Raw genomic sequence first — 24573 nt, 5'->3', positions numbered from 1 at the left:
GCAGCACGGTTAAGCGCTGCCCCGGATCCCATGAATGTTGAATGTCTTAAATGATGCCGCCACCTCCGGCCATGGCGAGCGGACGCTCCTTGCCGATCAACCGGCGGTAGCCGCTGCTGCGATAGGTGGCGATGGGATCGATCGCACCGCCTGAACGGCGGCGGGCTTCGGCCAGGATGGGTTCGACGTCGGTACGGTAAGCCCGCTTCAACGCATCTGAAGCCATCAGCGCATCGTTTTCGTCCTGATAGGCGCTCAGTGCGCTGCGCTCGACAAGCAGGGCCTGGGCATAGGCACGGCGAATTTCATTGGCACTGGAGATCAGGCTTTCAATCGGATCGGTGACGTTGTGCGACTGATCGATCATGTGGGCGGGATTAAAATCTTCCACGCCGCGATCTTGCGCATCGACCAGTTCGTTGAACACCAGGAACAGCCGGTAGGGATCGATCGAGCCCGCGTCCAGATCGTCATCGCCATATTTGGAATCGTTGAAGTGAAAGCCACCCAGTTTCTTGAACTGAATCAGCCGCGAAACGATCATTTCGATATTGGTATTGGGGGCATGGTGGCCAAGATCGACGAGACACAAGGCCTTTGGCCCCAGTGTCTGCGCAATCAGGTAATTGGTCCCCCAGTCCTGCACGACCGTCGAATAGAATGCCGGCTCGTACATTTTGTGCTCGGAGAATATGCGCCAATCGTCCGGCAATGCCTTGTAGATTTCGGCCATGGAAGCAAGGTAGCGCTCGAAGGATCTGGCGAAATTGCTCTGCCCCGGAAAATTCGAGCCGTCGCCGATCCACACGGTCAGGGCTTTCGAACCGATCGCCCGGCCGATTTCAATACATTCAAGATTGTGCTCGATGGCCTGCGCCCGCGTTGCCGCGTCCACATGACTGAGCGAGCCAAATTTGTAGGAATGTGCCTGATCCGGCGCGTCGGAAAAAGTATTCGAATTCATCGCATCAAAGCCAAGGCCGAGGGCTTGCGCATGGGTTTTCAGACGCTTTGGGTCAGCCTTGTCCCAGGGAATGTGCAGCGAGACAGTTGGCGTCGTGCGCGTCAGCTGCTGGATCACCGCGCAATCGTCGAGCTTGTCGAAGATGCCACGCGGTTCACCCAGGCCGGGGAAACGCGCAAAGCGGGTTCCGCCCGTGCCGACACCCCACGAGGGTAAGGCGACGAAAAAGCCGGCGACCTTCTCCGTGATGGCATCGATATCGATGTTGCGCCGCGCAAGCTGGGCCCCAAGCGCCTCGTAATCGCTTTTGTGCGCGCCAAGCAGTGTGTCGTTGTGCGACGCAATCAGCTCGCCGGAAATGTGCAGTTCAGCCATAATGTCCTCCCGAGACCCATATTACCGGGTAAAGCTCTGCGCGTTACCCGCATCGACATTGATAATGTTACCGGTTGATTTTGCAGATGCATCCGAGGCGAGGAAGTATACCGCTTCTGCAATGTCTTCGGGTAACACATTGAGCTTCAAAAGCGAGCGCTTGCGATAGTGTTCTTCGAGCTCGTCGACCTGCAAATTGGAGGAGGCGGCGCGCTGTTCGCGCCATTCGCCGTTCCAGATCTTCGAGCCACGCAGGACGGCGTCGGGATTGACCGTATTGACCCTTATACCACCTTCCGCGCCTTCCAGCGCAAGGCAGCGGGCAAGGTGGATTTCCGCTGCCTTGGCGGCACAATAGGCGCTGGCATTGGGCGATGCTGCAAGGCCATTCTTGGAGGCGACAAATACCACATTGCCGCCGATCTTCTGCCGCCGGAACAGGCGGAAAGCTTCGCGCGAAACGAGGAAATAGCCGGTTGCCAGAATGTCGATATTGCGCGTCCACATCGAAAGTTCTGTCGTCTCAATCGGTGCGGAGGAGGCGATACCCGCATTGGAAACGAGAATGTCGACACCGCCAAATTCGACGGCGGCCTCGGTAAAGCTGGCGATGACGCCAGCCTCGTTTGTCACGTTCAACGGGATGCTGCGCACGGTATCGGCCGTATAGCGCTTGGCAAAATCCTCATGTGCCAGCTTTAGTGCTTCAGCATCAATATCGGCAAGTACGACACAGGCGCCCTCGCCCAGCAGCCGCTCGGCTGTGGCACGACCGATGCCGCCAGCACCACCCGTGACGAAGGCAACGCGCCCAGCCAATGATTTTGGCTTGGGCATGCGCTGTAATTTGGCTTCTTCAAGCAGCCAGTATTCGATATCGAAAGCCTCTTGTTCCAGGAGCCCCTGATATTGGGAAACTGACGAAGCGCCGCGCATGACGTTGATGGCGTTGACGTAGAACTCGGCGGCGATGCGCGCCGTTGCCTTGTCCTTGGCGAACGACAACATGCCAACGCCGGGGATCAGGAAAATCACCGGATTGGGGTCGCGCATGGCAGGCGAGTTGGCATGTCTGCAGTCGTTATAATAGCGGGCATAGTCGGCGCGGTAGGCCTCCAGCGCGCCTTCAAGCGAAGCGACGACAGCCTCGGCATCGGGCTGTGCGGGATTGAAGTCGAGCACCAATGGCCGGATTTTCGTGCGCAGGAAATGATCCGGGCAACTGGTGCCGAGTGCTGCCAGCGGGTGCAACTCGTTCGAGTTGACGAACTCAAGCACAGCAGGCTGATCGTCGAAATGCCCAAGCTTGCGCTCCGATAAACCGATCTTGCCGCGAATTTCCGGCATCAGCCTTGCAGCAATCGCACGGCGTTGCGAAGGTTCAAGCGACTGGGTGGCCTGCCCGCCGAAAGCCGATTTACCCGCTGACTTTTGGTCGAACCAGACAATCGCCTTATTGATAATTTCCAGCGTCAGTTCGTAACATGCCTTGGCCTCGTTGGCCCAGGTGAAGAGACCGTGGCTTTCGAGGACGACGCCCCTGGCGTTTGGATGGGCAGCCACGTAAGCGCCGAGATCCAACCCAAGCTGGAAACCGGGACGGCGCCACGGCAGCCAGCCAATGTCCTCGCCAAATATTTCCCTGGTCAGTTCGCGGGAATTCTTCGACGCAGCGATGGCGATGATAGCGTCGGGATGCATGTGGTCGACGTGTTTGAACGGGACGAAACCATGCAATGGTGTATCAATGGAGGCGGCGCGGCTGTTAAGATTGAAGGTGCAGTGCGGCAGAAAGCCGACCATGCGGTCCTCGTCGTCGACACCCTTGTAAATGGACTTTAGCGATTGAAGCTTTTCCATATAGAGCGTGGCAAAACCATCCAGCTTGATCGTGCCGACATCGCCGCCCGATCCCTTGACCCACAGCACCTCGACCGGCTGACCGGTCAGCGGATCGCTCTGACTTACTTTTGCAGAGGTATTGCCACCGCCATAATTGGTGATGCGCTTATCGGCGCCCAGCAGATTGGAACGATAAAGCAGCTTGCCCGGCTCATCCAGTCCTGCCGCTTTTTGATCGTCCCAACGATTATCCAGAAGTTGGACCTTGTCTGCCATATTTGCCTCCCGATAGGTCAATTGCCGGCCGGACACGTGTCGCCAAGCCGCCGTCATTTGCGTTAGCTATGGAGCAATTTACGTTTTCATGTCAATCACAAACGATCAATTTCGATCATAAACTTGCATTGTGCAGTGCGGTATGAAACTTTTTGACTGAAGTTGATTGACACTGATCATGGATTTGCGCAATAGATTGTCACAAGAGGAGGAAGTGCAATGCACGAGCGTGAGCGTCACCGCATCATTCTGAGCGCTGTTCAGGAAAAGCCGGTCATCACCATTCAGGACATAGCGGAACTGACGGAAGCGTCGGAGGCAACCATCCGTCGTGATATTGCCTCGCTCCACGTGAAGGGAAAGCTGCGCCGTGTGCGTGGCGGTGCTGAGGCGGTTCATCCGCCGCAGTTGACGCCGCTTGCTGGCCGTCACTTTCATGTTTCCGAATCCGAAAACGCCGACAAGAAGCGCGCCATCGCCCGCGAGGCGGTCGCCTTATGCGAAGAGGGTGATGCGATCATTATCAATGGCGGCACGACCACCTTTCAGATGGTACACTTTCTATCCGCACGGCGCCTGCAGGTGATGACCAATTCCTTTGCCATTGCCGAGCATCTCGTCAAGAATTCCAAAAGCTCGGTCACGGTGCCCGGTGGTGCGATTTACCGCGAGCAAAGCATCATTTTGTCGCCGTTCGACAATGACGTGACGCGCAATTTCTATGGCAAGCGCATGTTCATGGGCTCGCAAGGGGTTGGACCATTCGGCGTCATGGAATCCGATGCGCTGATCATTCAGGGCGAGCAGAAACTGATCAACCAGGCCGAAGAGTTGGTGCTGCTGGTTGACTCGAGCAAGTTCGCCCGCCGGTCGAGCTTGATCCTCTGCCCGTTGCAGCGCGTTGCGACCATTATCACCGATGACGGCATTTCAGATGCGGACCGCAAGATGGTCGAGGACGCCGGCGTTCAACTCATCATCGCACAGGTCAATCAATCAAGAAATTCCGTATCGGTCGCTTGAGGCCGGAACGGTGTCGACGAACCATTCGTTTAATCTCTGGGAGGACAGACAATGAAACTTTTAAAGAAACTCGCACTGGGATCGGCGCTCGCCCTTGCCATGTTGGCATCGCACGCTCAGGCCGAAACCATCAAGATCGGCCTGGTCGTCAAATCCCTTGGCAATGGCTTTTTCGAAGCGGCCAATAAGGGGGCACAGGAAGCCGCCAAGGAACTTGGCGATGTGGAGGTCATCTATACTGGCCCGACATCGACGACGGCCGAAGGACAGATCGAGGTCATCAATGCGCTGATTGCGCAGAACGTCAACGCCATCGCAATTTCCGCCAATGATCCCGACGCGGTTGTGCCCGCGCTGAAAAAAGCTGCAGCCCGCGGCATCAAGGTTATTTCCTGGGATTCCGCTGTCGCCAAGGATGGCCGCATCATGCATCTCAATCCCTCGTCAAACGAGCTGATCGGCAAGATGTGCCTGCAGTTGGCCGCCAATCATCTGAAGGACGGCAAGGGTGACTTTGCCATTCTTTCGGCGACGACGACCTCGACCAACCAGAACACCTGGATCGAGGAAATGAAGAAGCAGCTGCCGAATTTCCCTGGCCTCAATCTGGTGACCACCGTCTACGGAGATGACCTGTCTGACAAAAGCTATCGCGAAGCGCAGGGCCTTTTGACCTCACAGCCGAATGTCAAGGTCATTGTCGCTCCGACAACCGTTGGCGTGCTTGCCGCATCACAGGCTGTGGCCGATGCCAAGAAGATCGGCGACGTCTATGTGACAGGACTTGGTCTTCCCTCGGAAATGGCTGGCGCTATCAAGTCGGGTGCAACGAAGGAATTTGCTATCTGGAATCCGATCGACCTTGGCTATTCGGCAACGCAGATTGCCTATCGCCTGGTCAAGGGTGAAACGGATGGTGCTGCGGGCAGCGAAATTGCCGCCGGACGCATGGGCAAGATCAAGATTGGCGACAATGGCGAGGCTGCCATGGCCGATCCTTTCGTCTATGACGCCAAGAACATCGACGAGTTTTCCAAGATCTTCTGATCCTGCACAACCGCCGTCAGGCCCGGCAGGTTATCTGCCGGGCACTTTTTCTCTTTCGGTATGATCGATGAACAAGATTGCCCTTTCCGAGCCATTGTCCGAAACGCCGCTGCTTGAGATGCGCGGCATCTCCAAATCGTTTCCCGGCGTCAAAGCGCTCAATGATGTCAATATCGCCCTGTTTCCCGGCATGGTGACGGCGCTCATCGGCGAAAACGGTGCGGGGAAGTCGACGCTCGTCAAAATTCTCACCGGGATCTACCAGTCGGACGAAGGAGAAATCCACGTTGACGGCGAGCCGGTGGCCTTTGCCAATGCGCAGGACGCAATCGATTTCGGCGTAACCGCAATCCACCAGGAGACCGTGCTTTTCGACGAGTTGTCGGTCGCCGAAAATATCTTTCTCGGCCATGCGCCGAAAACCCGGCTTGGTTTTGTCAACTGGAAGGCCGTGAACGCACGGGCACTTGCACTGCTGCATTCGCTGGAAAGCAATATCGATCCGCGCACGCGGCTGAAGGATCTTTCCATCGCCCAGCGCCACCTCGTGGCCATTGCCCGGGCGCTGTCTGTTGATGCGCGCATTGTCATCATGGATGAGCCGACCGCTGCGCTTTCGCGCAAGGAAGTCGATGACCTGTTCCAGATCGTCAAGCGGCTCAAAGCGCAGGGCAAGGCGGTGCTGTTCATCAGTCACAAGTTCGATGAAGTCTACGAGATCGCCGACCATTATGCCGTCTTCCGTGACGGCAAGGCCGTCGGCAGTGGCGTACTTGCCGGTGTTGGTCAGGACGAGATCGTCAAGCTCATGGTTGGCCGGTCGATCGAACACGCTTTTCCCAAAGTCGAGATACCGCTCGGCGAGACCGTGCTTTCGGTCGACAATTACAGCCACCCGACCGAGTTCCGCCATATTTCCTTTGCCTTGAAAAAGGGGGAAATTTTCGGGATTTATGGTCTGGTCGGTGCGGGCCGCTCGGAGATTTGCCAGTCGCTGTTCGGCGTCACAAGACCCTCTAGCGGCTCGCTCAAACTAAACGGCAAGGAGCTCGTGATCCACTCGCCTGCCGACGCGATCAAAGCCGGTATCGTCTACGTGCCGGAAGAACGCGGCCGCCATGGCGCAGTGTTGCAGTTGCCAATCTACCAGAACATCTCGCTGCCGTCATTGACCCGCACTTCCCGCTCCGGTTTCCTGCGCGCGGCCGAGGAATTCGCCCTGGCGCGCAAATATGCCGAGCGTTTTGATCTGCGTGCCGCCGCCCTCTCGATTCCGGTGGGAAATCTGTCCGGCGGCAATCAACAGAAAGTGGTCATCGGCAAATGGCTGGCCACGCACCCGAAAATTCTCATTCTCGATGAACCGACCAAGGGCATCGACATCGGCTCGAAAGCTGCGGTCCATGCCTTCATCAGCGAGCTTGCCGGCGAAGGTCTCAGCATCATCATGGTCTCCTCGGAACTGCCGGAAATCCTCGGCATGTCTGACCGGGTTCTTGTCATGCGCGAGGGCCTGTCGGCCGGTGTCTATGAGCGCGATCACCTGAGCGCAGAGACGTTAGTCCGCGCCGCAACAGGCAATGCCTGAGGACCAGAAATGATCAAGCAATTGTTCAAATTCCGCGAAATGCTGCTGGTGGTCATTATCGCCATGCTGCTTGCCGTCTTTTCGGCGCGTTCGCCCGGCTTTGCCAAGCCCGGCAACCTTGCCAACATTTTCAATGACACATCGATCCTGATCATTCTTGCGCTTGGCCAGATGACGGTGATCCTGACCAAATCCATTGACCTTTCGGTCGCGGCCAATGTCGCCTTTACGGGCATGGCAATCGGCATGCTGAATGCTGCCTATCCGGCAATGCCGCTTGCACTGATCATCCTCATTGCGCTGGGGACTGGCGCTGTTCTTGGGGCGATCAATGGCCTGTTCGTGTGGAAGCTCAACATTCCTTCCATCGTCGTCACACTTGGCACGCTCACGATCTACCGCGGCATGGCGTTTGTGCTTTCCGGTGGTGCCTGGGTGAATGCGCATCAAATGACGGCGCCGTTCCTCCAGACACCACGCCAGCTCTTTTTCGGTCTGCCCCTCCTCGGCTGGACAGCCATCGTCATCGTCGCCATCATGTATGTGGTCATGTCGCGCACCTTCCTTGGCCGCGCCATCTATGCCTCTGGGGGCAATCCGACAGCCGCTGTTTATGCCGGTATTGATGTTGGACGCACCCGCTTTTATGCCTTCGTCATATCCGGAACGCTGGCGGGGTTGTGCGGTTATCTTTGGGTATCGCGCTATGCGGTTGCCTATGTCGATATCGCGGCGGGCTTTGAACTGGATACCGTCGCCGCCTGTGTCATTGGTGGCATATCAACGCTGGGAGGCATCGGTTCCGTCGCGGGCGCAGTGCTCGGCTCACTGTTCCTCGGCGTCATCAAGAACGCGCTTCCCGTCATCAATATTTCGCCGTTCTCACAAATGGCAATCTCCGGCTCGGTGATCATTGCTGCTGTCATTTTCAACGCGCGCCAGGAACGGCGCCGGGGCCGGATCATCCTGCGTGATCGCGGTGCATCCGAACAGATCGAGGTGACGGCATGAGCGCAGTTCCTGAAAAACGCCATATTCCGGATCGACTGGGCACATCGGTCACCCGGCTGTTCGCCAGCTGGGAAGCCCTGCTCGTAGCGGTGGCCGCGGTTATCTTCATCGCCAACGCATTGGCCTCGCCCTACTTCCTCAACGCCTGGAATCTTTCCGACGCCACGTTCAACTTTACCGAAAAAGCCATGGTTGCTTTCGCCATGGCGCTGCTGATCATCGCCGGAGAGATTGATCTTTCGGTTGCAGCGATCATTGCGCTCGCCTCAACCGCCATGGGCGCCGCAGCGCAGGCGGGTGTCGGCACGCCGGGCCTCGTTGCCATCGGAATCGGCGTTGGTGCCGGGTGCGGCATGATCAATGGTATCCTTGTCGCCGGCCTGCGCCTGCCATCCATCGTTGTTACCATTGGTACGATGAGCTTGTTTCGCGGCATCGCCTATATCGTTCTGGGTGACAAGGCCTATGGCGGCTATCCAGCTTCCTTTGCCTATTTTGGTCAGGGTTATGTGTTGTGGGTCTTTTCCTTCGAGTTCGTGCTGTTTGCGGCCCTTGCCGTCCTCTTCGCGGTTTTGCTGCATGCGACGAATTTCGGCCGCCGGGTTTATGCCATCGGGAACAATGAGTTCGCCGCACGATTCTCCGGCATTCATGTTGAGCGTATCAAATTTACTTTGTTCCTGTTGACTGGCCTGATGGCCGGCATCGCCGCCGTGTGCCTAACCTCGCGTCTTGGCTCAACGCGCCCATCGATCGCGCAGGGCTGGGAACTTGAGATCGTCACCATGGTCGTTCTGGGCGGCATATCCATCCTTGGCGGTTCTGGCACGATTGGCGGCGTCGTCATCGCAGCATTCGTCATGGGGCTTGTAACCTTCGGGCTTGGCCTACTCAACGTGCCGGGTATCGTCATGTCGATTTTCATTGGCCTGCTCTTGATCACCACCATCACGCTGCCAATCATCATCCGGCAGTTCGGACACAGGAAATCCGCATGAGCACGACAGAAAAACATGCGTTCACCATGACGCTCAGTCCCGGCATGGAACCGGAATATCTGAAGCGCCATGATGCGATCTGGCCCGAGCTCGTCGAGCTTTTGCACGCGGCGGGAGTGAGCGACTATTCGATCCATCTTGACCGCACCACCAACACGCTCTTCGGCGTGTTGACCCGCCCGGTTGACCACACGATGCAGAGCCTCCCCGACCATCCGGTGATGAAGAAATGGTGGGCGCATATGGCCGATATAATGGTCACCAATGCGGACAATTCGCCGGTCCAGCGTGACCTCGTGTGCCTGTTTCACATGCCATGAACAACGTTCGCCGCATAGCCGTCATCGATGTGGGCAAGACCAATGCCAAACTCGTTGTGGTCGATGCTGCGACCGGGGCGGAAGTTGCCGCACGCAGCATCCACAACCGCGTGGTCAAAGGCGGGATCTATCCGCATTACGATGTAGAAGCGCTGTGGGCATTTTTTGTCGAAACACTCATCGCGTTCGTCAGATCGCCAGGCTTCGATGCGATTTCGGTCACAGCCCATGGTGCGTCGGCGGCATTGCTTGGGCATGATGGTCTTGCCATGCCGGTGATCGATTATGAACATGTCTATTCGGATGACGTGCGTGCGGCCTATGCGGACCTGCGGCCGAGTTTCGCCGAGACATGTTCACCGCTTCTTTCGGGCGGACTGAATGTCGGAGCACAGATCCACTACCAGAAGACGCAATTCCCTGCCCAGTTCGCGTCGGTCAAATGCATCCTGACCTATGCACAATACTGGGTCTGGCGTCTGACCGGTATCGCCGTGAATGAAGTCACTTCACTTGGCTGTCATACCGATTTGTGGAACCCGCAAAATGGCAGCTACTCCAGCCTCGTCGATACACTTGAAATTCGCTCACTGATGGCTCCGATCCGCCCGGCTTTCGATACGATCGGTGATTTGCGCGAACCTTTGGCCAAGCAGATCGGCGTCGACAAGGCAATTGCGGTTCATTGCGGTATCCACGATTCCAATGCTTCGCTGTTGCCGCACCTTATCACCCGCACGTCACCCTTCTCCGTGGTATCGACGGGTACCTGGGTGGTCTCCTTTGCCGTCGGCGGCAGGCCGGACCGGCTCGATCCTGCACGCGACACACTTGCCAATGTCGATGCCTTCGGCAAGGCCGTGCCGTCGGCGCGGTTCATGGGCGGACGTGAATTCGACATGCTCACCGAAGGCCTGGCCGCCGAGCCGGATGCAGAAGTATTGGCCCGTGTCATTCGCGATCAACGCATGATATTGCCGAGCGTCGTGCAGGGTTCCGGCCCCTATCCGGCGCACGCGGCAAACTGGCTGAATGGCAAGCCGCGCTTGTCCGGCGAGCTGAATGCGGTGGCATCACTCTATACGGCATTAATGACGGCGACCTGCCTCGAACTGATTGGCGCACGTGGCCCGACAATCGTTGAAGGCCCCTTTTCCCGCAATCACACTTTTCTGTCGGCATTGCGCTCCCTGACGGGGCGCGAAATCATCGCTTTGCCCGGCTCCACCGGAACCAGCCTTGGCGCAGCGCTCCTTGCCGGTGCGCAATGCTCCCTCAAGCCGGCACCCGATGCGGTCGTGCCGCTGACCAGGAGTTTCGACGCTTATGCGCAAAGCTGGCGCGAAAGCCTTTGTCACAAATAAAAAAGGCGGACCGTAAGGTCCGCCTTTGCTGCAAGTGGGTATCATCCTAGCTGGCGAGAGCCAGTGCATCCTCGTCGGCGAATTCACCGTTAAGCGCTTGTGCCAGCTTGTTGGTGTCCAGCTCGCCTTCCCAGCGCGCGACAACAATGGTTGCGACCGCATTGCCGACGAGATTGGTCAGGGCGCGGCATTCCGACATGAAACGGTCGATGCCAAGGATCAGTGCCATACCGGCGACCGGAACGGCGGGAACAACCGACAGCGTGGCGGCCAGAGTGATAAAGCCTGCACCGGTGATGCCTGCAGCACCCTTGGAACTGAGCATTGCCACGAGCAGGAGCAACACCTGATCCATCAATGTCAGCGGCGTGTTGGTTGCCTGCGCAATAAACAGGGCAGCAAGGGTCATGTAGATATTGGTGCCGTCAAGATTGAACGAATAGCCGGTTGGAATAACCAGACCAACCACGGACTTCTTACAACCTGCCTTCTCCATCTTTGCCATCAGCGTTGGCAAAGCGGCTTCCGACGAGCTCGTGCCAAGCACCAGCAGCAACTCTTCCTTGATGTAGCGGATCAGCGCCAGGATGGAAAAGCCGTTGTACCACGCGACTGCGCCAAGAATGACCAGCACGAAAAGCAGGGACGTCAGATAGAACGTGCCGATCAGGAAGATCAGATTGGCCACCGAGCCAATGCCGTACTTGCCGATCGTGAAGGCCATTGCGCCAAAGGCGCCGATTGGTGCAGCTTTCATCAGGATTGCGACCAGCTTGAAGACCGGAGCTGCGAGGGTCTGCAAGAAATTGGTGACCGGTTCGGCTTTCTCGCCGACCATGGCGAGCGAAAGACCGAACAGCACCGAAAAGAACAGGACCTGCAGGATATCGCCCGAAGCGAAGGCACCGACGATTGTCGTGGGAATGATGTTCGTCAGGAAGCCGACGATGCTTTGCTCATGCGCCTGCTGCGTGTAGGTTGCGACCGCTTTGGGATCGAGCGAGGATGCGTCGATATTCATGCCAGCACCCGGCTGGATCACATTGGCAACGATCAACCCGACAATCAGGGCCAGGGTCGAGAAGGTCAGGAAGTAGACCATCGCCTTCCCGGCCACCCGTCCGACCTTTTTCAGGTCGCTCATTCCGGCAATACCGGTGGAGACGGTAAGGAAAATGACAGGGGCAATGATCATCTTCACCAGTTTGATGAAGGCGTCGCCGAGCGGCTTCATGCTGGTGCCGATTTCAGGATAGAAGTGACCAAGCACAATACCGATGGTAATGGCAACGATCACCTGAAAATACAGGTGGGCGTAAATGGGTGTTTTGCCGCGCGGCTGCGGGGCTGCGTTAATCGTCACAGGACTCATGACTTCCTCCATGATATGAGCCGCGTCTGGCAGAATTGCCTGTCAGCCTCCCGGGCTCGGTTAAAGACCGGATAGACCGGCCGCTGCCATTGCTTTTGCAAGGAGTGTGCCAGTTTGCTGAAACTTGCTAAGTAATTGAAAATATGTAATTTAATTTTTTGCTGTATGTGTTGCCGCGCAGATGTTGTGCGAATCTCCGCACGCTCTTCTTGCGGTTTGTGCGGATATCTGCACAATACAGGAATGGCAGAGCTAGCGGCGCTTCGATCGAAATATGAGCCTGTCGGTGGCATGGCCGGACGTGTTGCGAAACTCGTTTACGGCCTCCTTGCAGCAATCCTCATAATAGGGTCTCTCATCGTTGCGAACGATTATGGTCGCCAGCGCGCCTATGAAGCGCTGCAAACGCGAGCCCAGAACACCGCAGATCTCAATGCCGTGCTTCTGCGCACGGTGCTCGAAAAGCAGCGATCCTTGCCATTTGTCCTGTCGCAGGATCGCGATGTCCTCAGTGCGCTTTCCTCGCGCAGCGGCAGCATCCTGCAACTCGTCAACCGCAAGTTCGAAAGCCTGATACCGGGAACGCGCTCGGCGGTCATTTATCTCCTCGATGCCGATGGTGTGGCGATTGCCTCCAGTAACTGGCGTGAACCCACCAGTTTCGTCGGCACCAATTACAGTTTCCGCCCCTATTACACCCGTGCTGTCATTGCCGGTGATGCCGAACACTTTGCGCTCGGCACCGTCAGCAAACGTCCTGGCCTGTATATTTCGAGGCGCATCGATGGCCCGCTCGGCTTGCTTGGAGTCATCGTCGTCAAGCTTGAATTTGATGCGCTCGAAGCAGACTGGCGCCGCAATAGTGATCCGACCTATGTCGTCGATCAGCGCGGCATTGTCTTGGTTGCAAGTTTTCCCCAATGGCGGTTCATGACGCAGGGACCCGTATCGGCCGATCAGATGGGGCCCATCCGCGAAAGCCTGCAATTTGGCGATGCGCCGCTCGAACCCCTGAGCATCCTGCCGGCTCTGCCGCTATCGCAACCCGATATTGTCAAGGCGCGTTTGCCCGATGCGGCGAAAGATCAGGAATTCGTGCGTGTACGGACCATGGTGCCCACGACAAGCTGGACCTTGCAATCGCTAACGCCTGCAGCAGCAGTCGTTGCAGAGGCAACGCGCACCGCTCAGTTGCTTGCGCTGGCTGTTCTTGCGCCGTTGCTTGGTCTGACAGCCTTCTTGCTTCTGCGTCGCGGACGGGCCCTGCGCCGCGCCCGTGAACAGGAGGAGGCGCGGCTGGAGCTCGAACGCCGCGTCGCCGAGCGTACCGCGGACCTCAGCACTGCCCATGCGGAATTGGTGATGCAGGCCGAGGAGCGCCAGAAGACCGAAGCCAAGCTGCAAACGGTGCAGCAGGAGCTGGTACAGGCAAACCGTCTTGCCATTTTGGGTCAGGTGACGGCGGGCGTTGCCCACGAAATAAACCAGCCCGTCGCTGCCATTCGCTCCTATGCCGACAATGCCGGGACCCTTCTTGGCCGCAACCTGGTGGAATCGGCAAAGGACAATCTGAAAGCAATCGCCGGTCTGACCGAACGCATCGGCAGCATCACCGATGAGCTGCGCACCTTCTCGCGCAAGGGCACAAGCGATGCAGCTCCAATCAGCGTCGGCGACGTTATCGAGGGCGCCATGCTGTTACTTGGCAGCCGTTTCCGGCAAAGGGCGGGACAAATTTTCACGCAAACACCCCCACCTGACATCAAGGTGCACGGCAACCGCATCCGCCTTGAACAGGTGCTGATCAATCTGATGCAAAATGCGCTGGAGGCGACCGAGGGCGGTCCGGCAAGCAAGATCAGTGTGCGTTATGCGCTGACGAAGGATGAGGTTCAGCTGATTGTTTCCGACAACGGGCCGGGCATTCCCGCAGCGATCATGCAGGCGCTGTTTACGCCGTTCAACACCTCCAAGGAACGCGGCCTTGGGCTGGGCCTCGTCATCTGCCACGACATCGTCGCTGAATATGGAGGCCGCATTGAAGTGGAAAGCAGCAGGGCGGGCACGCAGTTCACCGTGCATCTGCGGAGGGTCGTTTGACGATGGAATTCCAGCCTAGTGTCGCTTTTGTCGATGACGATGACGATTTGCGCAATGCCAACCGGCAGACACTGGAGCTTGCCGGCTTCGCCGTCACGCCCTTTGCTGACGCTTTGGGTGCGTTAAGGTTTCTGACAGCAGATTTTGCTGGCGTGGTCGTTACCGATGTGCGCATGCCGCATATTGATGGCCTGGAATTGTTTCGCCGTTTGCGGGCGCTGGATCCGGACTTGCCGGTCATCCTGATCACCGGGCACGGCGATATTGATATGGCCGTCGCAGCGATGCAGGAAGGCGCCTATGATTTCATCGCCAAACCCTACGCTGCAGACCGGCTTGTGCAAAGCATCGTGCGGGCAGCAGAAAAGCGGCGGCTGATCATGGAGAACCGGCACTTGCGGCTGGCGCTGGAATCGTCCGACGAGACATTGCCACTGATCGGACAGACACCAGCCATGCAGCATTTGCGCCAGATGTTACGACATGTCGCCAATGCCGACGTCGATGTGCTGATTGCTGGTGAAACCGGCACTGGCAAAGATGTGGCGGCCGGGCTTCTGCATGAATGGAGCCGGCGCAAACAGGGCAATTTCGTTGCGCTCAACTGCGGCGCATTGCCTGAGACGGTCATCGAGAGTGAGCTTTTCGGCCATGAGGCCGGTGCGTTTACCGGCGCGCAAAAACGGCGGGTCGGCCGAATCGAACACGCAAGCGGCGGTACGCTGTTTCTGGATGAGATCGAAAGCATGCCACTGTCGACGCAGGTCAAGTTGTTGCGGGTCCTCGAAACACGCGAAATCACTCCCCTGGGCACCAATGAACACCGCCCGGTGGATTTGCGGGTGGTTGCTGCCGCCAAGGTTGATCTGGGCAGTGCGCAACAACGGGCGAATTTCCGCGAGGACTTGTTCTATCGGCTCAACGTTGTCACCGTTTCCATTCCACCTTTGCGCGAGCGCAAGGACGATATTCCCTTGCTGTTCACGCACTTCCTGCAGCGTGCGGCAGCGCGGTTTAAGACGGAGCCACCGCGTATGTCCGCATCGCTGCGCTTGCGGCTTATGGAGCATGATTGGCCCGGCAATGTGCGAGAACTGTCGCATTTCGCCGAACGGGTTGCGCTCGGTCTTGGCGATATGGACACAGCGCAAGTCAGTCAACCGACCAACAAAAGCCTGCCCGAGGCAATGGAGCAGCACGAAGCCAGACTCATTCGCGATGCCTTAAGTGCAAACCATGGCGACGTGCGCGCGACCATTGAAGTGCTCGGCATTGCGCGCAAGACTTTCTACGACAAGCTGCAACGTCACGGCATTGATCGCGCGGACTATGCACGATCAAAGCCGGCAGCCTTGCTCTAAAGCGAGATGGTTTGGCCCACACCCAGGCGTTTGGCCTCGCGGTAGGCGAGGTCGGCTGCCACCATATCCTCCATGGCGACGCCCATGGCCTTGTAGATCGTGATCTGCTGATCGGACGTGCGACCCGGTTGCAATCCCAGCAACATCGCACCAAGATCGGTGCCTGTCTGCGGATCGATATGTGCAAGTTCGCAACAACCCACCGGTGGTGGCGAGAAGGCGTCGCGGCTCTCAACGAAGAGCCTGCCGCGGGCGATCAAATCGATCGGCAGTTCGCCGCCGGGTGGCGCGACACCAACCGAGGACACGTGCGTTCCTGGTTGAACCCATTTCGCGGATATCGCCGGGACGTAGGCGTGCGTCGCGAGGCACACTACATCTGAAGAGCGTATGGCGGCTTCGAGATCCTTGACTGCAATTACACCCGCATGGCGTGAAGCCAGCGCCTGCGCATCAGCAAAATCCTTCGAGCAAACGCGGATTTCCCGGAAATCTCGAACGAGTGGCAACAGGTGAAGGTGCTGGCTGGCTTGAACGCCAGCGCCCACGACGGTCGCGACCTTGGCATTGCGCCTGGCCAGCTCCCGCACGGAGAGGACGGCCGAGCCAGACGTGCGCACGGCCGTGATGTAGGTGCCATCCATCGTACAAACAGGCATTCCCGTTTCCGGATCGAAGAGGTGTATTGTTGCCAGGTGACTTGGGATGCCCCGGGCGATATTGCCTTCGAACACGTTGACCAGTTTCACGGTCAAATGCATGCCCTTCATCCAGGCCGGCATCGCCAGCAAATAGCCTGCATTCGGAATATCGAGTTGTGGCCGCGCTGGATTGGCGACACGACCGTCGCAAAGCGCTTTGAACCCGTCCGCCAGCGCGTCGAGCAGCTTGTGCAGGTCGATACATTTTTTGATCTCCGCTTCGCTCAGCGAAAGAATCTGGATCTCACCTTTGGTGTGATTGCTTGAAGAAGGTTGTGTGCTGTCCATGATGTTGCTTGCCTTCGTTCCGGTTAGTCGTTGAGTGCCTTTTCAACCGTATTGCATTTTGATCATTTTGCGTGATTATCGCGCATTCAGCCCGAGGAAAGTGTGAATCCGAAATGAACGATCTTGACCGTGTCGACCGGATGCTGCTGGGGCTATTGCAAGAAGATGGTCGGCGGACCGTACTTGACCTCGCCCAACGTGTTGGCCTGTCACCGACCGGCGCATCACAGCGCATCAAGCGCCTTTTCAGTGAAGGCTTTATCCGCGCCGTGCGGGCTGTGCTGGAGCCCTCAAAGATCGGACGCGGCACGCTCGTCTTTGTCGAGGTAAGGCTCGATCACACCGCGCCGCACGTCTTCGACCGCTTTGCAGAGGCTGTTGTGAAGGCGCCCGAGATCATCGAATGCCATATGGTGATTGGTGGTTTCGACTACCTGGTCAAAGCACGAATTGCTGACATGGCGACGTTTCAGGAATTCCTGCAACGGGTCATTCTGCCGCTTCCTGGTGTCAGGGAAACGCACAGTTACGCCTCAATCGGTGATGTGAAGCCTGACGCATTGTTGCCGCTTTGACACTTCCGGTTTTCTGGACGGTTGAGGCTGGAAAATGCCCGTCCAGAGAGTTTCGGCATGAAAAAATCGAAGTTCACGCTGGCGCAGGTCGCCTTGGCTCTGCGACCAACGGGGAGCGAGTGGTGCGTCATCTTATCGCTCAGACAAGTGCCACACCCCCTGGAGGCTGTTCGATAATGCGCCGGTCCGTCAAACGGCCGCGGTTCGAGAAGCTGAGCGGAGCGTCCTTCTCGTGGGGCAGGCCAGCGGAAGAAGCGGCCATTTGCAAGCCGGCATCACCTGAATATCAACACGCCCTAGGTCAGCAGGGATATCTCCTGCGCGCACGCTGCAACTGACAGGCGCTCTACCAGCGGACATTCAAGCTTGGTGATCGGATAGCGCATGCCTGATGAGAGCGTAACAGCGTCCAGTTGTTCGATCGCCCAGCGGCCCATGGCCCGGTGCGGCAGGACCGAGGTCGTCAACTGCGGGTGGAGATGGCGCGAGATCTCTTCATCATCATAGCCAATAACCGAAATATCTTCAGGAATGCGCATCCCGGCTTCCTTTAATGCCTCGTAACAGCCGATTGCGGTGCGATCGTTCTGGCAGAAGATTGCCGTTGGACGGTCCTTCAGCGCCAGCAACTCCTTGGTTGCGGCGTAGCCGGCGCTAGCCGACCAGTCGCCCTCGATCACAAGTTCAGCATCAAAGGGGATATCCCCCGTCGCCAACGCCCGGCGATAGCCCTTCAGACGGTCTTTCGCCGCCTCCATCCATGGTTCTCCCGTGATCGTTCCAATCCGGCGGTGACCATGCTGGATGAGATGGCGGGTCGAATGCTGGCCACCTGCAATCTCGCTGGGAACAACAGCGGGAAAAGCATGATCGGCCGTATAGCAGTTGAGCAGGATCACCGGTATGTCCAGTTCGTAGACCACTGCAGGCAAGGTCACTTCACGCGTAAAAATTGCCATATAGATGAGCGCCGAAATCCCCTGTTCGTGCAGAGCTCTGATCGTGCGCGGCTCCATATCCGGGTCGTTGAGCGTTTGGGCGACCAGGATGATGTTGCCGGCACTCCATGACGCCTGACGCGCGCCCTCGATAGCGACCACCGCTTCGGGACTGGTGGCAAGCTGATCCACGACAAAGCCGATCTTGCCGTCAACCGCCGGTGTTAAAGCATCACCCGTATCGAGATGAGCGAAGCTTGGAGCGGCATAGCCCAGCGAACGCGCCGCTTCGATAACCCGCTCTCGTGTCTCGGCCGCAAGTTTGATCCCGGGTGTCTTGTTCAGCACGAATGATACGGTTGCCTGTGAACAGCCGGCAACACGGGCAATATCAGTCATGGTAACACGCTTGCCAACACGTTTGCGCCGGGATGCAATACGAGCGGTCCTTGAATTCTCAGTGGGCTTGTCTTCCACTGTATCGCTCATCTGCAGCTATGCCTCTCGCCGCCCGCCAGCGGGCCGGAATCAATGAAGATGCCGGCAATATTACGAGCAGTTTGCGCGACTAATCAATATAAATAATTATTGACTAATTTTTATAAGTAGAGATGATTACCGGGTGGGATCGCCACGGCTTGAATTTCTGGGAGGAAATTTTCAATGACAATCACCCGTCGCAGTCTGCTGTTCACGTCAGCCGTTGGACTGGCTGCCATTATGGCCGCTGGCAGTGCATTGGCTGACGCGCCGCCGCTCAAGAAGAAAGACACCTACAAGGTCGGCTTTGCCCAGACCGAAAGCAACAATCCATGGCGACTTGCCCAGACTGCCAGCATGCAGGAAGAAGCCAAGAAGCGCGGGTGGCAACTCGTCTATACGGATGCCGCCAGTTCCGCGGCCAAGCAGGTGGCTGATGTCAATTCGATGATTGCGCAGGGGGTCGACCTGATCTTTTTAGCGCCACGCGAAGAAAAACCGCTGATTCCGGCAATCAAGGCTGCGAAGAATGCCGGCATCCCGGTGATTCTGCTCGATCGCAATGTCGATGCGTCGCTGGCGAAAGCCGGCGAGGACTATGTGACATTCATTGGCTCGAACTTCATCGAGGAAGGCCAGCGTGTCGCTGATTGGCTCGTCAAAAACGCCAATGGCAAGACCACGATTATCGAGCTTGAGGGCACGACTGGCTCATCTCCGGCCAATGACCGCAAAAAGGGCTTTGATGAGGTGATCGCCAAAAACCCCGGCTTCAAGGTCGTCGCTTCGCAAACCGGTGACTTCGCCCGCGACAAGGGGCGTCAGGTTGCCGAGACGCTGCTTCAGGCCCATCCGGACGCCAATGTCATCTATGCCCATAATGACGAGATGGCAATTGGCGCAATCTCTGCCATTGAAGCCGCCGGGAAGGTACCGGGCAAGGACATTCTCGTTCTGTCGATCGACGGCGGCAAGGAAGCCGTACAGGCGGTGGTCGATGGCAAGATTGCCGCGGTTGTGGAATGCAATCCACGGTTTGGTCCCAAGGCATTTGACACGGCTGTTGCCTATGCCAATGGCGAGAAGATCCCAGACAAGCTCATCAACCCCGATCAGTTCTACGATGCCAGCAATGCCAAAGAACTGCTGAGCACCGCCTATTGATTTGTCATGGCGCCAGCGCTCTTATAGGGCGCTGGCTTTTCTTTTGGCGGTTGCCTTGCGGCGTCGGCTCCTTTGCGATGCGTTCAGAAATGGCTTTGTAATGAACACTGACGTTCTCCTGTCGATGACGGGTATCGACAAACGATTTGCCGGAATTCCTGCCCTGGCCGGTGCGTCTTTCGCGGTCGGACGCGGCGAAGTCCACGCGCTGATCGGACAGAACGGCGCGGGTAAATCGACGCTTATCAAGGTGCTGACCGGCTATTACAAGCGCGATGGCGGTGAAATCATGTTCGATGGCAGGCCCTTCGAGGTGTTCTCGCCGCAGCAGGCGCAGGCCAGCGGCATCAGCACAATCTATCAGGAGATCAATCTCGTCCCCTATCGCTCCATCACCGAAAACATCTGCCTTGGCCGTGAGGCTCGCCGCTACGGCCTGCTTGACTGGAAGCGCATGCACAAGGAGGCCGAAGCGTTGCTGCAGCGTTTCAATGTGCGTGCCGATGTGCGACGGCCATTGATGGAGTTCAATACTGCCACGCAACAGATGGTCGCCATTGCCCGCGCCATCGGTTTTTCGGCGCAGCTGGTGATCATGGATGAGCCTACCTCCTCGCTCGACGAGCGCGAGGTTTCCATTCTCTTTGATGTCATTCGCCAGCTGAAGCGGGAGGGCGTTTCGGTCGTCTTCGTCAGCCACAAGCTCGACGAGCTCTATGAGGTTTGCGACCGTGTCACCATTATGCGCGATGGGCGCACGGTAAAAACAGCAGCCATGAAAGACATCGACAAGATCGGTCTCGTCTCCTCGATGCTCGGGCGCGCGATCGAGCGCGCCCAAGGTCATGCGACCGCCTTTAGCGATCGCGACGAAAAGAAGATCGGCAAGGTGCTCCTGTCGGCTGAAAACCTCGCCATCAACCAGACGGTGCAGGACGTGTCTTTTGCCGTGCGCAGTGGTGAGATTGCCGGATTTGCCGGCCTGCTCGGCGCCGGCCGCACCGAAACAGCCAGGCTCGTATTTGGCATTGATCGGCCGCGCGCCGGCACCATGCAATTTGACGGGAGAAGGTTTGATCCGCACAGGCCTTCCGATGCAATTGCCGCAGGCATGGGTTTTTGTACCGAAGACCGCAAAAGCGAAGGCATTGTTCCCGACATGAGTGTTGCGGAAAACATGATGCTGGCGCTCATGCCCAAGCTCAGCAAATCCGGCATCATCGACGAGAAGGCTCAACGCAACATCGTCGAGCGGTTCATCAGGCAACTCGGGATCAAATGTTCCGGACCGGACCAGAAGGTGCGCGAGCTTTCCGGCGGCAACCAGCAGAAAGTGTTACTTGGCCGCTGGCTGGCAATGAATCCGCGCCTGCTCATTCTCGATGAACCAACCCGCGGCATCGATGTTGGCGCCAAGGGCGAAATCCAGTCACTGATCAAATCGCTTGCCGATCAAGGGCTTGCTGTTTTGATGATTTCCTCGGAACTGGAAGAGGTGATCGAGGGCGCAGACCGTGTCTTTGTCTTGCGCGAAGGCATCAGCGTTGCTGAATTCAATCGCCATCAGGCGACCGAAGATGCGCTGATGTCGGCTATGGCCCACGGCAATGCACCTGTCATGGAGGGGGCTGCACTGTGACAGACACTGCCCGGCAACAACGCCTGTCGCGACCTTTCGATCCGTTTGACTTCATGGCGCGCTATGGCACATTGATCGCGCTCGTCCTGCTGATCCTGTTTAATCTTGTCTTCACGCGCAACTTCGCCACGACGCAGACTTTGAATGTCAATCTCACCCAGGTCTGTACCATCGTTATCGTTGCCGTCGGTATGACGCTGGTGATCGCCACAGGTGGCATTGATCTTTCCGTCGGCTCGTTGATGGCGATTTCAGGTGCGCTCGCGCCCATGATTTTCCTCGGCAAGATCGTTCCGATCGAGAATATCTACCTGGCCGTCACGGCGGCCATGATCATATCAATTGGCGTTGCCGGCCTTTTTGGCCTGTTCAACGGCTGGTTGATCGCCAAATTCCGCATCCAGCCCATCGTCGCTACGCTGGTGTTGTTCATCGCCGGGCGCGGCATTGCCCAGGTCATGACCAATGGCAATCTCCAGACATTCCGCGTGCCGCAATTCCAGTGGATTGGCCTTGGCCGCATCCTCGGCATTCCCGTGCAGGTCGTCCTCATGGCCTTGCTGGTCATTGCCGCTGCCTGGATACTGAAGCGCACCGTTTTCGGTCGCCAGATAATTGCAATCGGTGGCAATGAGCGCGCTGCGGCGCTCTCCGGCATCGCCGTTTCCAAAGTGAAACTTGTGGTCTATGCAATCAGTGGTCTGTGCGCTGGTATCGCGGGTCTGATCGTCATCGCTATCAATTCCTCCAGCGATGCCAACCTGGTTGGCATGGGCATGGAGCTCGACGCCATCGCTGCTGTTGCCGTTGGCGGGACACTGCTCAGTGGCGGTAAGGCAACGATCATTGGCACCCTTTTGGGTGCAATGACGATCCAGCTTGTGCGTTATACCTTGCTTGCCAACGGCGTTCCCGATGCGGCGGCGCTGGTGGTCAAGGCGGGGATCATCGTGCTCGCCGTCTGGATCCAGCAACAGGGTCGACGCGCATGACAAGGGCAAGGTTGATTTCCCTGCTCGGCAGTTATGGCGTTGTTCTGGCCTTGCTGTTGCTGATCCTGTTTGGCTGGGCGCGCTACGATTATTTCCTCGGCTTTTTCAACATTTCCAGCGTGCTGCGTTACAACGCCATGTTCGCCCTGGTGGCACTTGGCATGTGCTTTGTCATCATGACTGGCGGTATCGACCTGTCGGTTGGCTCCACTGCAGCCCTTGGCAGCGTCGTTGCGGCGCTGGCCAGCCCGCAAGGGGCATGGACCGGCCTTGGCGCAGGCGTCGGCGCTGGTCTGTGCGTCGGCTTTATCAACGCGATTCTGGTGACGCGCCTGAAGATCATGCCCTTCGTCGCGACCTTGGCGATGATGCTGGCAGCAAGCGGCACGGCGCTTTTGCTGGCCGACAATCAGTCGGTTTCAGTCTCCTATGAAAGCGGCTTTACCTCGATCGGGCAGGATAATTTTCTCGGCTTTCCCATTCCCGCGTGGATCGCAATTGTCGCTTATGTCATCGGCTGGCTGATCCTCAACTTCACCAGCACCGGCCGCGGTGTGCTGGCCGTCGGCGGCAATGAGGATGCGACGCGCCTCATGGGCCTGCCCGCCGATCGCATAAAGTTTCTGGTCTATCTTGCCAGCGGTGGATTGGCCGGATTGGCCGGTGTCATCCTCGCGTCACAGTTCGGCGCCGGGCAACCGATCGAGGGCGTTGGCTGGGAACTCTTCGCAATCGCGGCGGTCGTCGTTGGTGGGACACTGCTGACGGGGGGTGTTGGTTCGGTCGGCGCGACGCTTGCGGGCGTGCTGCTTCTCGGCATCCTCTTCAATGTGCTGAATTTCGAAAACGGCAAGGGCTGGATTTCGCTCTCTGCCTATTGGCAATCGGTCATTCGCGGGCTGTTTCTGCTCGTCGTTGTGATCCTGCAGGCCAAACTCTCCTCGCGCGGCAGCGTCGCTGCCAGGGATTACTGATTTGGGCCCGCTGCCAATCTTCGGTACTTTTGATGCAGAGCCGGTCTATGAGGCGACGATCCAATCGCCTGCCGGCGCGGTTGCCAAGATTTTAAGCTGGGGCGCCGTCATCAGGGATTTGCAGATTCCGTTAAGGGATGGAAGCCTTCAGGGCGTTGTCCTGGGTTTCGAGACGTTTGCTCCCTACCCGAGCCGGTCGCCCTATTTCGGCGCTCTTGTTGGCCGCTATGCCAACAGGATCGCCAATGGACGGTTTGTCCTTGACGGGAACGATATTCAACTCGATCGAAACGAGAACGTTCAAACCTTGCACGGCGGCAGCAACGGCGTCTCGCAACGCCGCTGGACCATGACGACATGGAGCCGGTCTTCGGTTACCCTTGCCCTGCATTTGCCCGATGGCGATCAGGGTTTCCCCGGCAACATGGATATTCGCTGCACCTATGGTTTTGTCGGTGACACCACACTCGCCGTTGACATCCACGCCGTGAGCGATGCAGCCACGGTCGTCAATTTCGCCCAGCACAGCTATTTCAATCTCGATGGTGCGAGCGATATTCGCAACCATAGGCTGCGGATTCTCGCCGATGCCTATACACCGGTCGGCGATAATCTCATTCCAACGGGCGAGGTCGCGGCCGTTGATACGACCGCCTATGATTTCCGCCTGCCGCGACGGATCGGAACCCATGGTTCAACGCCTTATGATCACAATTTCGTCCTCAGTGAACCGGTCAGCGACGGTATGCGTTTCGCCGCCTCGCTTGTGGGTGGCAATGGTCTTGCCCTGCACGTTCATACCAACGAGCCGGGCCTGCAATTTTATGACGGAGCGATGATCCCTCCCCTCACCGGCCTTGGCGGGCGGCGCTATGGTCCGCATGCCGGTCTGTGCCTCGAAGCCCAGCATTTCCCCGATAGTCCCAATCAGCCACACTTTCCAACCACGGTCTTGCGCCCCGGCCGGACCTATCACCAGCGCACGGAATTCCGTTTCCACAACGTCTAGCTTGCCAATGACACTTTCCCGTCCTATGCCGGTCTGAAACGGACTGGAGGGCATTATGGCTACGAATGTTGCATTGACGGGATTGGCGCGGGACATGCAGGCGCGGGCGGAGACGGGCCGTCCGATCCGCATCGGCCTGATCGGTTCGGGCGAGATGGGCACCGACATCGTC

At 57.7% G+C, this 24573-nt stretch carries 20 protein-coding genes; 15 read left to right on the top strand and 5 right to left on the bottom strand.

What is annotated here, in order from left to right:
* Positions 1-46: 46 nt before the first annotated feature.
* On the bottom strand, positions 47-1339 hold the full coding sequence (gene rhaI / locus CU103_RS26690) for an L-rhamnose catabolism isomerase (RefSeq protein ID WP_106667069.1): 1293 nt from the start codon (positions 1337-1339) through the stop codon (positions 47-49).
* Positions 1340-1360: 21 nt separating this feature from the next.
* Complete coding sequence (locus CU103_RS26685; RefSeq protein WP_106667190.1) at positions 1361-3457, bottom strand: bifunctional rhamnulose-1-phosphate aldolase/short-chain dehydrogenase; 2097 nt, start codon at positions 3455-3457, stop codon at positions 1361-1363.
* Positions 3458-3676: 219 nt separating this feature from the next.
* Here CU103_RS26685 and CU103_RS26680 point away from each other — a divergent pair, with 219 nt between their 5' ends.
* The 7 genes from CU103_RS26680 (at position 3677) to CU103_RS26650 (ending at position 10808) form a co-directional block, all read left to right on the top strand.
* Entirely contained in the window at positions 3677-4480 is an 804-nt protein-coding gene (locus CU103_RS26680; RefSeq protein WP_106667068.1) for a DeoR/GlpR family DNA-binding transcription regulator, read from the top strand.
* Between the two features lie 51 nt (positions 4481-4531).
* On the top strand, positions 4532-5527 hold the full coding sequence (rhaS, locus tag CU103_RS26675) for a rhamnose ABC transporter substrate-binding protein (protein WP_106667067.1): 996 nt from the start codon (positions 4532-4534) through the stop codon (positions 5525-5527).
* Positions 5528-5594: 67 nt separating this feature from the next.
* Positions 5595-7115: a sugar ABC transporter ATP-binding protein gene (locus tag CU103_RS26670; RefSeq protein ID WP_106667066.1), complete on the top strand. Its 1521-nt coding sequence runs from the start codon at positions 5595-5597 to the stop codon at positions 7113-7115.
* 12 nt (positions 7116-7127) lie between these two features.
* Complete coding sequence (locus CU103_RS26665) at positions 7128-8126, top strand: ABC transporter permease (RefSeq protein WP_106667189.1); 999 nt, start codon at positions 7128-7130, stop codon at positions 8124-8126.
* On the top strand, positions 8123-9124 hold the full coding sequence (locus tag CU103_RS26660; protein ID WP_106667065.1) for an ABC transporter permease: 1002 nt from the start codon (positions 8123-8125) through the stop codon (positions 9122-9124). Before CU103_RS26665 ends, CU103_RS26660 begins: the two co-directional genes overlap by 4 nt.
* Complete coding sequence (gene rhaM, locus CU103_RS26655; RefSeq protein WP_106667064.1) at positions 9121-9444, top strand: L-rhamnose mutarotase; 324 nt, start codon at positions 9121-9123, stop codon at positions 9442-9444. Before CU103_RS26660 ends, rhaM begins: the two co-directional genes overlap by 4 nt.
* Positions 9441-10808 (top strand): FGGY-family carbohydrate kinase, encoded by a 1368-nt coding sequence (locus tag CU103_RS26650; protein WP_106667063.1) that lies wholly within the window; start codon positions 9441-9443, stop codon positions 10806-10808. The genes rhaM and CU103_RS26650 overlap by 4 nt, the downstream gene beginning before the upstream one ends.
* 46 nt (positions 10809-10854) lie before the next feature.
* Here CU103_RS26650 and CU103_RS26645 read toward each other — a convergent pair whose 3' ends face one another.
* Positions 10855-12180, bottom strand: a complete 1326-nt coding sequence (locus CU103_RS26645) for a dicarboxylate/amino acid:cation symporter (RefSeq protein ID WP_162707291.1) — start codon at positions 12178-12180, stop codon at positions 10855-10857.
* Positions 12181-12423: 243 nt separating this feature from the next.
* Here CU103_RS26645 and CU103_RS26640 point away from each other — a divergent pair, with 243 nt between their 5' ends.
* Together CU103_RS26640 and CU103_RS26635 are read left to right on the top strand one after the other, a co-directional pair.
* Positions 12424-14280 carry a sensor histidine kinase gene (locus CU103_RS26640; RefSeq protein WP_106667061.1) on the top strand — a complete coding sequence of 619 codons (1857 nt, stop codon included), beginning with the start codon at positions 12424-12426 and terminating at the stop codon, positions 14278-14280.
* 2 nt (positions 14281-14282) lie between these two features.
* Complete coding sequence (locus tag CU103_RS26635; protein ID WP_106667060.1) at positions 14283-15641, top strand: sigma-54-dependent transcriptional regulator; 1359 nt, start codon at positions 14283-14285, stop codon at positions 15639-15641.
* On the opposite strand, the gene CU103_RS26630 is transcribed toward CU103_RS26635, so the two are convergent.
* A complete protein-coding gene (locus tag CU103_RS26630) occupies positions 15638-16630 on the bottom strand; it encodes an ornithine cyclodeaminase family protein (protein ID WP_106667059.1) in 993 nt (330 codons plus the stop codon). The genes CU103_RS26635 and CU103_RS26630 overlap by 4 nt on opposite strands.
* A 113-nt stretch (positions 16631-16743) precedes the next feature.
* Between CU103_RS26630 and CU103_RS26625 the strand changes: the two genes are divergently transcribed.
* Complete coding sequence (locus tag CU103_RS26625) at positions 16744-17205, top strand: Lrp/AsnC ligand binding domain-containing protein (protein ID WP_106667058.1); 462 nt, start codon at positions 16744-16746, stop codon at positions 17203-17205.
* A gap of 296 nt (positions 17206-17501) precedes the next feature.
* Here the strand turns inward: CU103_RS26625 and CU103_RS26620 are convergent, their stop codons facing one another.
* A complete protein-coding gene (locus CU103_RS26620) occupies positions 17502-18632 on the bottom strand; it encodes a LacI family DNA-binding transcriptional regulator (protein WP_245449016.1) in 1131 nt (376 codons plus the stop codon).
* Between the two features lie 174 nt (positions 18633-18806).
* Here CU103_RS26620 and CU103_RS26615 point away from each other — a divergent pair, with 174 nt between their 5' ends.
* From CU103_RS26615 to CU103_RS26595, 5 genes are all read left to right on the top strand, one after another.
* Entirely contained in the window at positions 18807-19787 is a 981-nt protein-coding gene (locus CU103_RS26615; RefSeq protein ID WP_106667057.1) for an ABC transporter substrate-binding protein, read from the top strand.
* 100 nt (positions 19788-19887) lie between these two features.
* On the top strand, positions 19888-21426 hold the full coding sequence (locus CU103_RS26610) for a sugar ABC transporter ATP-binding protein (protein WP_245449015.1): 1539 nt from the start codon (positions 19888-19890) through the stop codon (positions 21424-21426).
* Between the two features lie 53 nt (positions 21427-21479).
* Positions 21480-22418 carry an ABC transporter permease gene (locus CU103_RS26605; RefSeq protein ID WP_106667186.1) on the top strand — a complete coding sequence of 313 codons (939 nt, stop codon included), beginning with the start codon at positions 21480-21482 and terminating at the stop codon, positions 22416-22418.
* A complete protein-coding gene (locus CU103_RS26600; RefSeq protein WP_106667056.1) occupies positions 22415-23392 on the top strand; it encodes an ABC transporter permease in 978 nt (325 codons plus the stop codon). Before CU103_RS26605 ends, CU103_RS26600 begins: the two co-directional genes overlap by 4 nt.
* 1 nt (position 23393) lies before the next feature.
* Positions 23394-24401: an aldose epimerase family protein gene (locus tag CU103_RS26595; protein ID WP_245449014.1), complete on the top strand. Its 1008-nt coding sequence runs from the start codon at positions 23394-23396 to the stop codon at positions 24399-24401.
* Positions 24402-24573: the final 172 nt, after the last annotated feature.

The organism is Phyllobacterium sophorae (genome assembly GCF_003010965.1).
GTDB classification, from domain to species: Bacteria; Pseudomonadota; Alphaproteobacteria; order Rhizobiales; family Rhizobiaceae; genus Phyllobacterium; species Phyllobacterium sophorae.
The sequence above is the reverse complement of the archived record's forward strand: the minus strand, read 5'-3'. Positions and strand labels throughout refer to the sequence as shown.

Excerpts from the sequence above, each read along its gene's own strand:
- rhaI (WP_106667069.1), bottom strand. The coding sequence starts at position 1,339 with ATGGCTGAACTGCACATTTCCGGCGAGCTGATTGCGTCGCACAACGAC.
- CU103_RS26685 (WP_106667190.1), bottom strand. The coding sequence starts at position 3,457 with ATGGCAGACAAGGTCCAACTTCTGGATAATCGTTGGGACGATCAAAAA.
- CU103_RS26680 (WP_106667068.1), top strand. The coding sequence starts at position 3,677 with ATGCACGAGCGTGAGCGTCACCGCATCATTCTGAGCGCTGTTCAGGAA.
- rhaS (WP_106667067.1), top strand. The coding sequence starts at position 4,532 with ATGAAACTTTTAAAGAAACTCGCACTGGGATCGGCGCTCGCCCTTGCC.
- CU103_RS26670 (WP_106667066.1), top strand. The coding sequence starts at position 5,595 with ATGAACAAGATTGCCCTTTCCGAGCCATTGTCCGAAACGCCGCTGCTT.
- CU103_RS26660 (WP_106667065.1), top strand. The coding sequence starts at position 8,123 with ATGAGCGCAGTTCCTGAAAAACGCCATATTCCGGATCGACTGGGCACA.
- rhaM (WP_106667064.1), top strand. The coding sequence starts at position 9,121 with ATGAGCACGACAGAAAAACATGCGTTCACCATGACGCTCAGTCCCGGC.
- CU103_RS26650 (WP_106667063.1), top strand. The coding sequence starts at position 9,441 with ATGAACAACGTTCGCCGCATAGCCGTCATCGATGTGGGCAAGACCAAT.
- CU103_RS26645 (WP_162707291.1), bottom strand. The coding sequence starts at position 12,180 with ATGAGTCCTGTGACGATTAACGCAGCCCCGCAGCCGCGCGGCAAAACA.
- CU103_RS26640 (WP_106667061.1), top strand. The coding sequence starts at position 12,424 with ATGGCAGAGCTAGCGGCGCTTCGATCGAAATATGAGCCTGTCGGTGGC.
- CU103_RS26635 (WP_106667060.1), top strand. The coding sequence starts at position 14,283 with ATGGAATTCCAGCCTAGTGTCGCTTTTGTCGATGACGATGACGATTTG.
- CU103_RS26630 (WP_106667059.1), bottom strand. The coding sequence starts at position 16,630 with ATGGACAGCACACAACCTTCTTCAAGCAATCACACCAAAGGTGAGATC.
- CU103_RS26625 (WP_106667058.1), top strand. The coding sequence starts at position 16,744 with ATGAACGATCTTGACCGTGTCGACCGGATGCTGCTGGGGCTATTGCAA.
- CU103_RS26620 (WP_245449016.1), bottom strand. The coding sequence starts at position 18,632 with ATGAGCGATACAGTGGAAGACAAGCCCACTGAGAATTCAAGGACCGCT.
- CU103_RS26615 (WP_106667057.1), top strand. The coding sequence starts at position 18,807 with ATGACAATCACCCGTCGCAGTCTGCTGTTCACGTCAGCCGTTGGACTG.
- CU103_RS26610 (WP_245449015.1), top strand. The coding sequence starts at position 19,888 with ATGAACACTGACGTTCTCCTGTCGATGACGGGTATCGACAAACGATTT.
- CU103_RS26605 (WP_106667186.1), top strand. The coding sequence starts at position 21,480 with ATGGCGCGCTATGGCACATTGATCGCGCTCGTCCTGCTGATCCTGTTT.
- CU103_RS26600 (WP_106667056.1), top strand. The coding sequence starts at position 22,415 with ATGACAAGGGCAAGGTTGATTTCCCTGCTCGGCAGTTATGGCGTTGTT.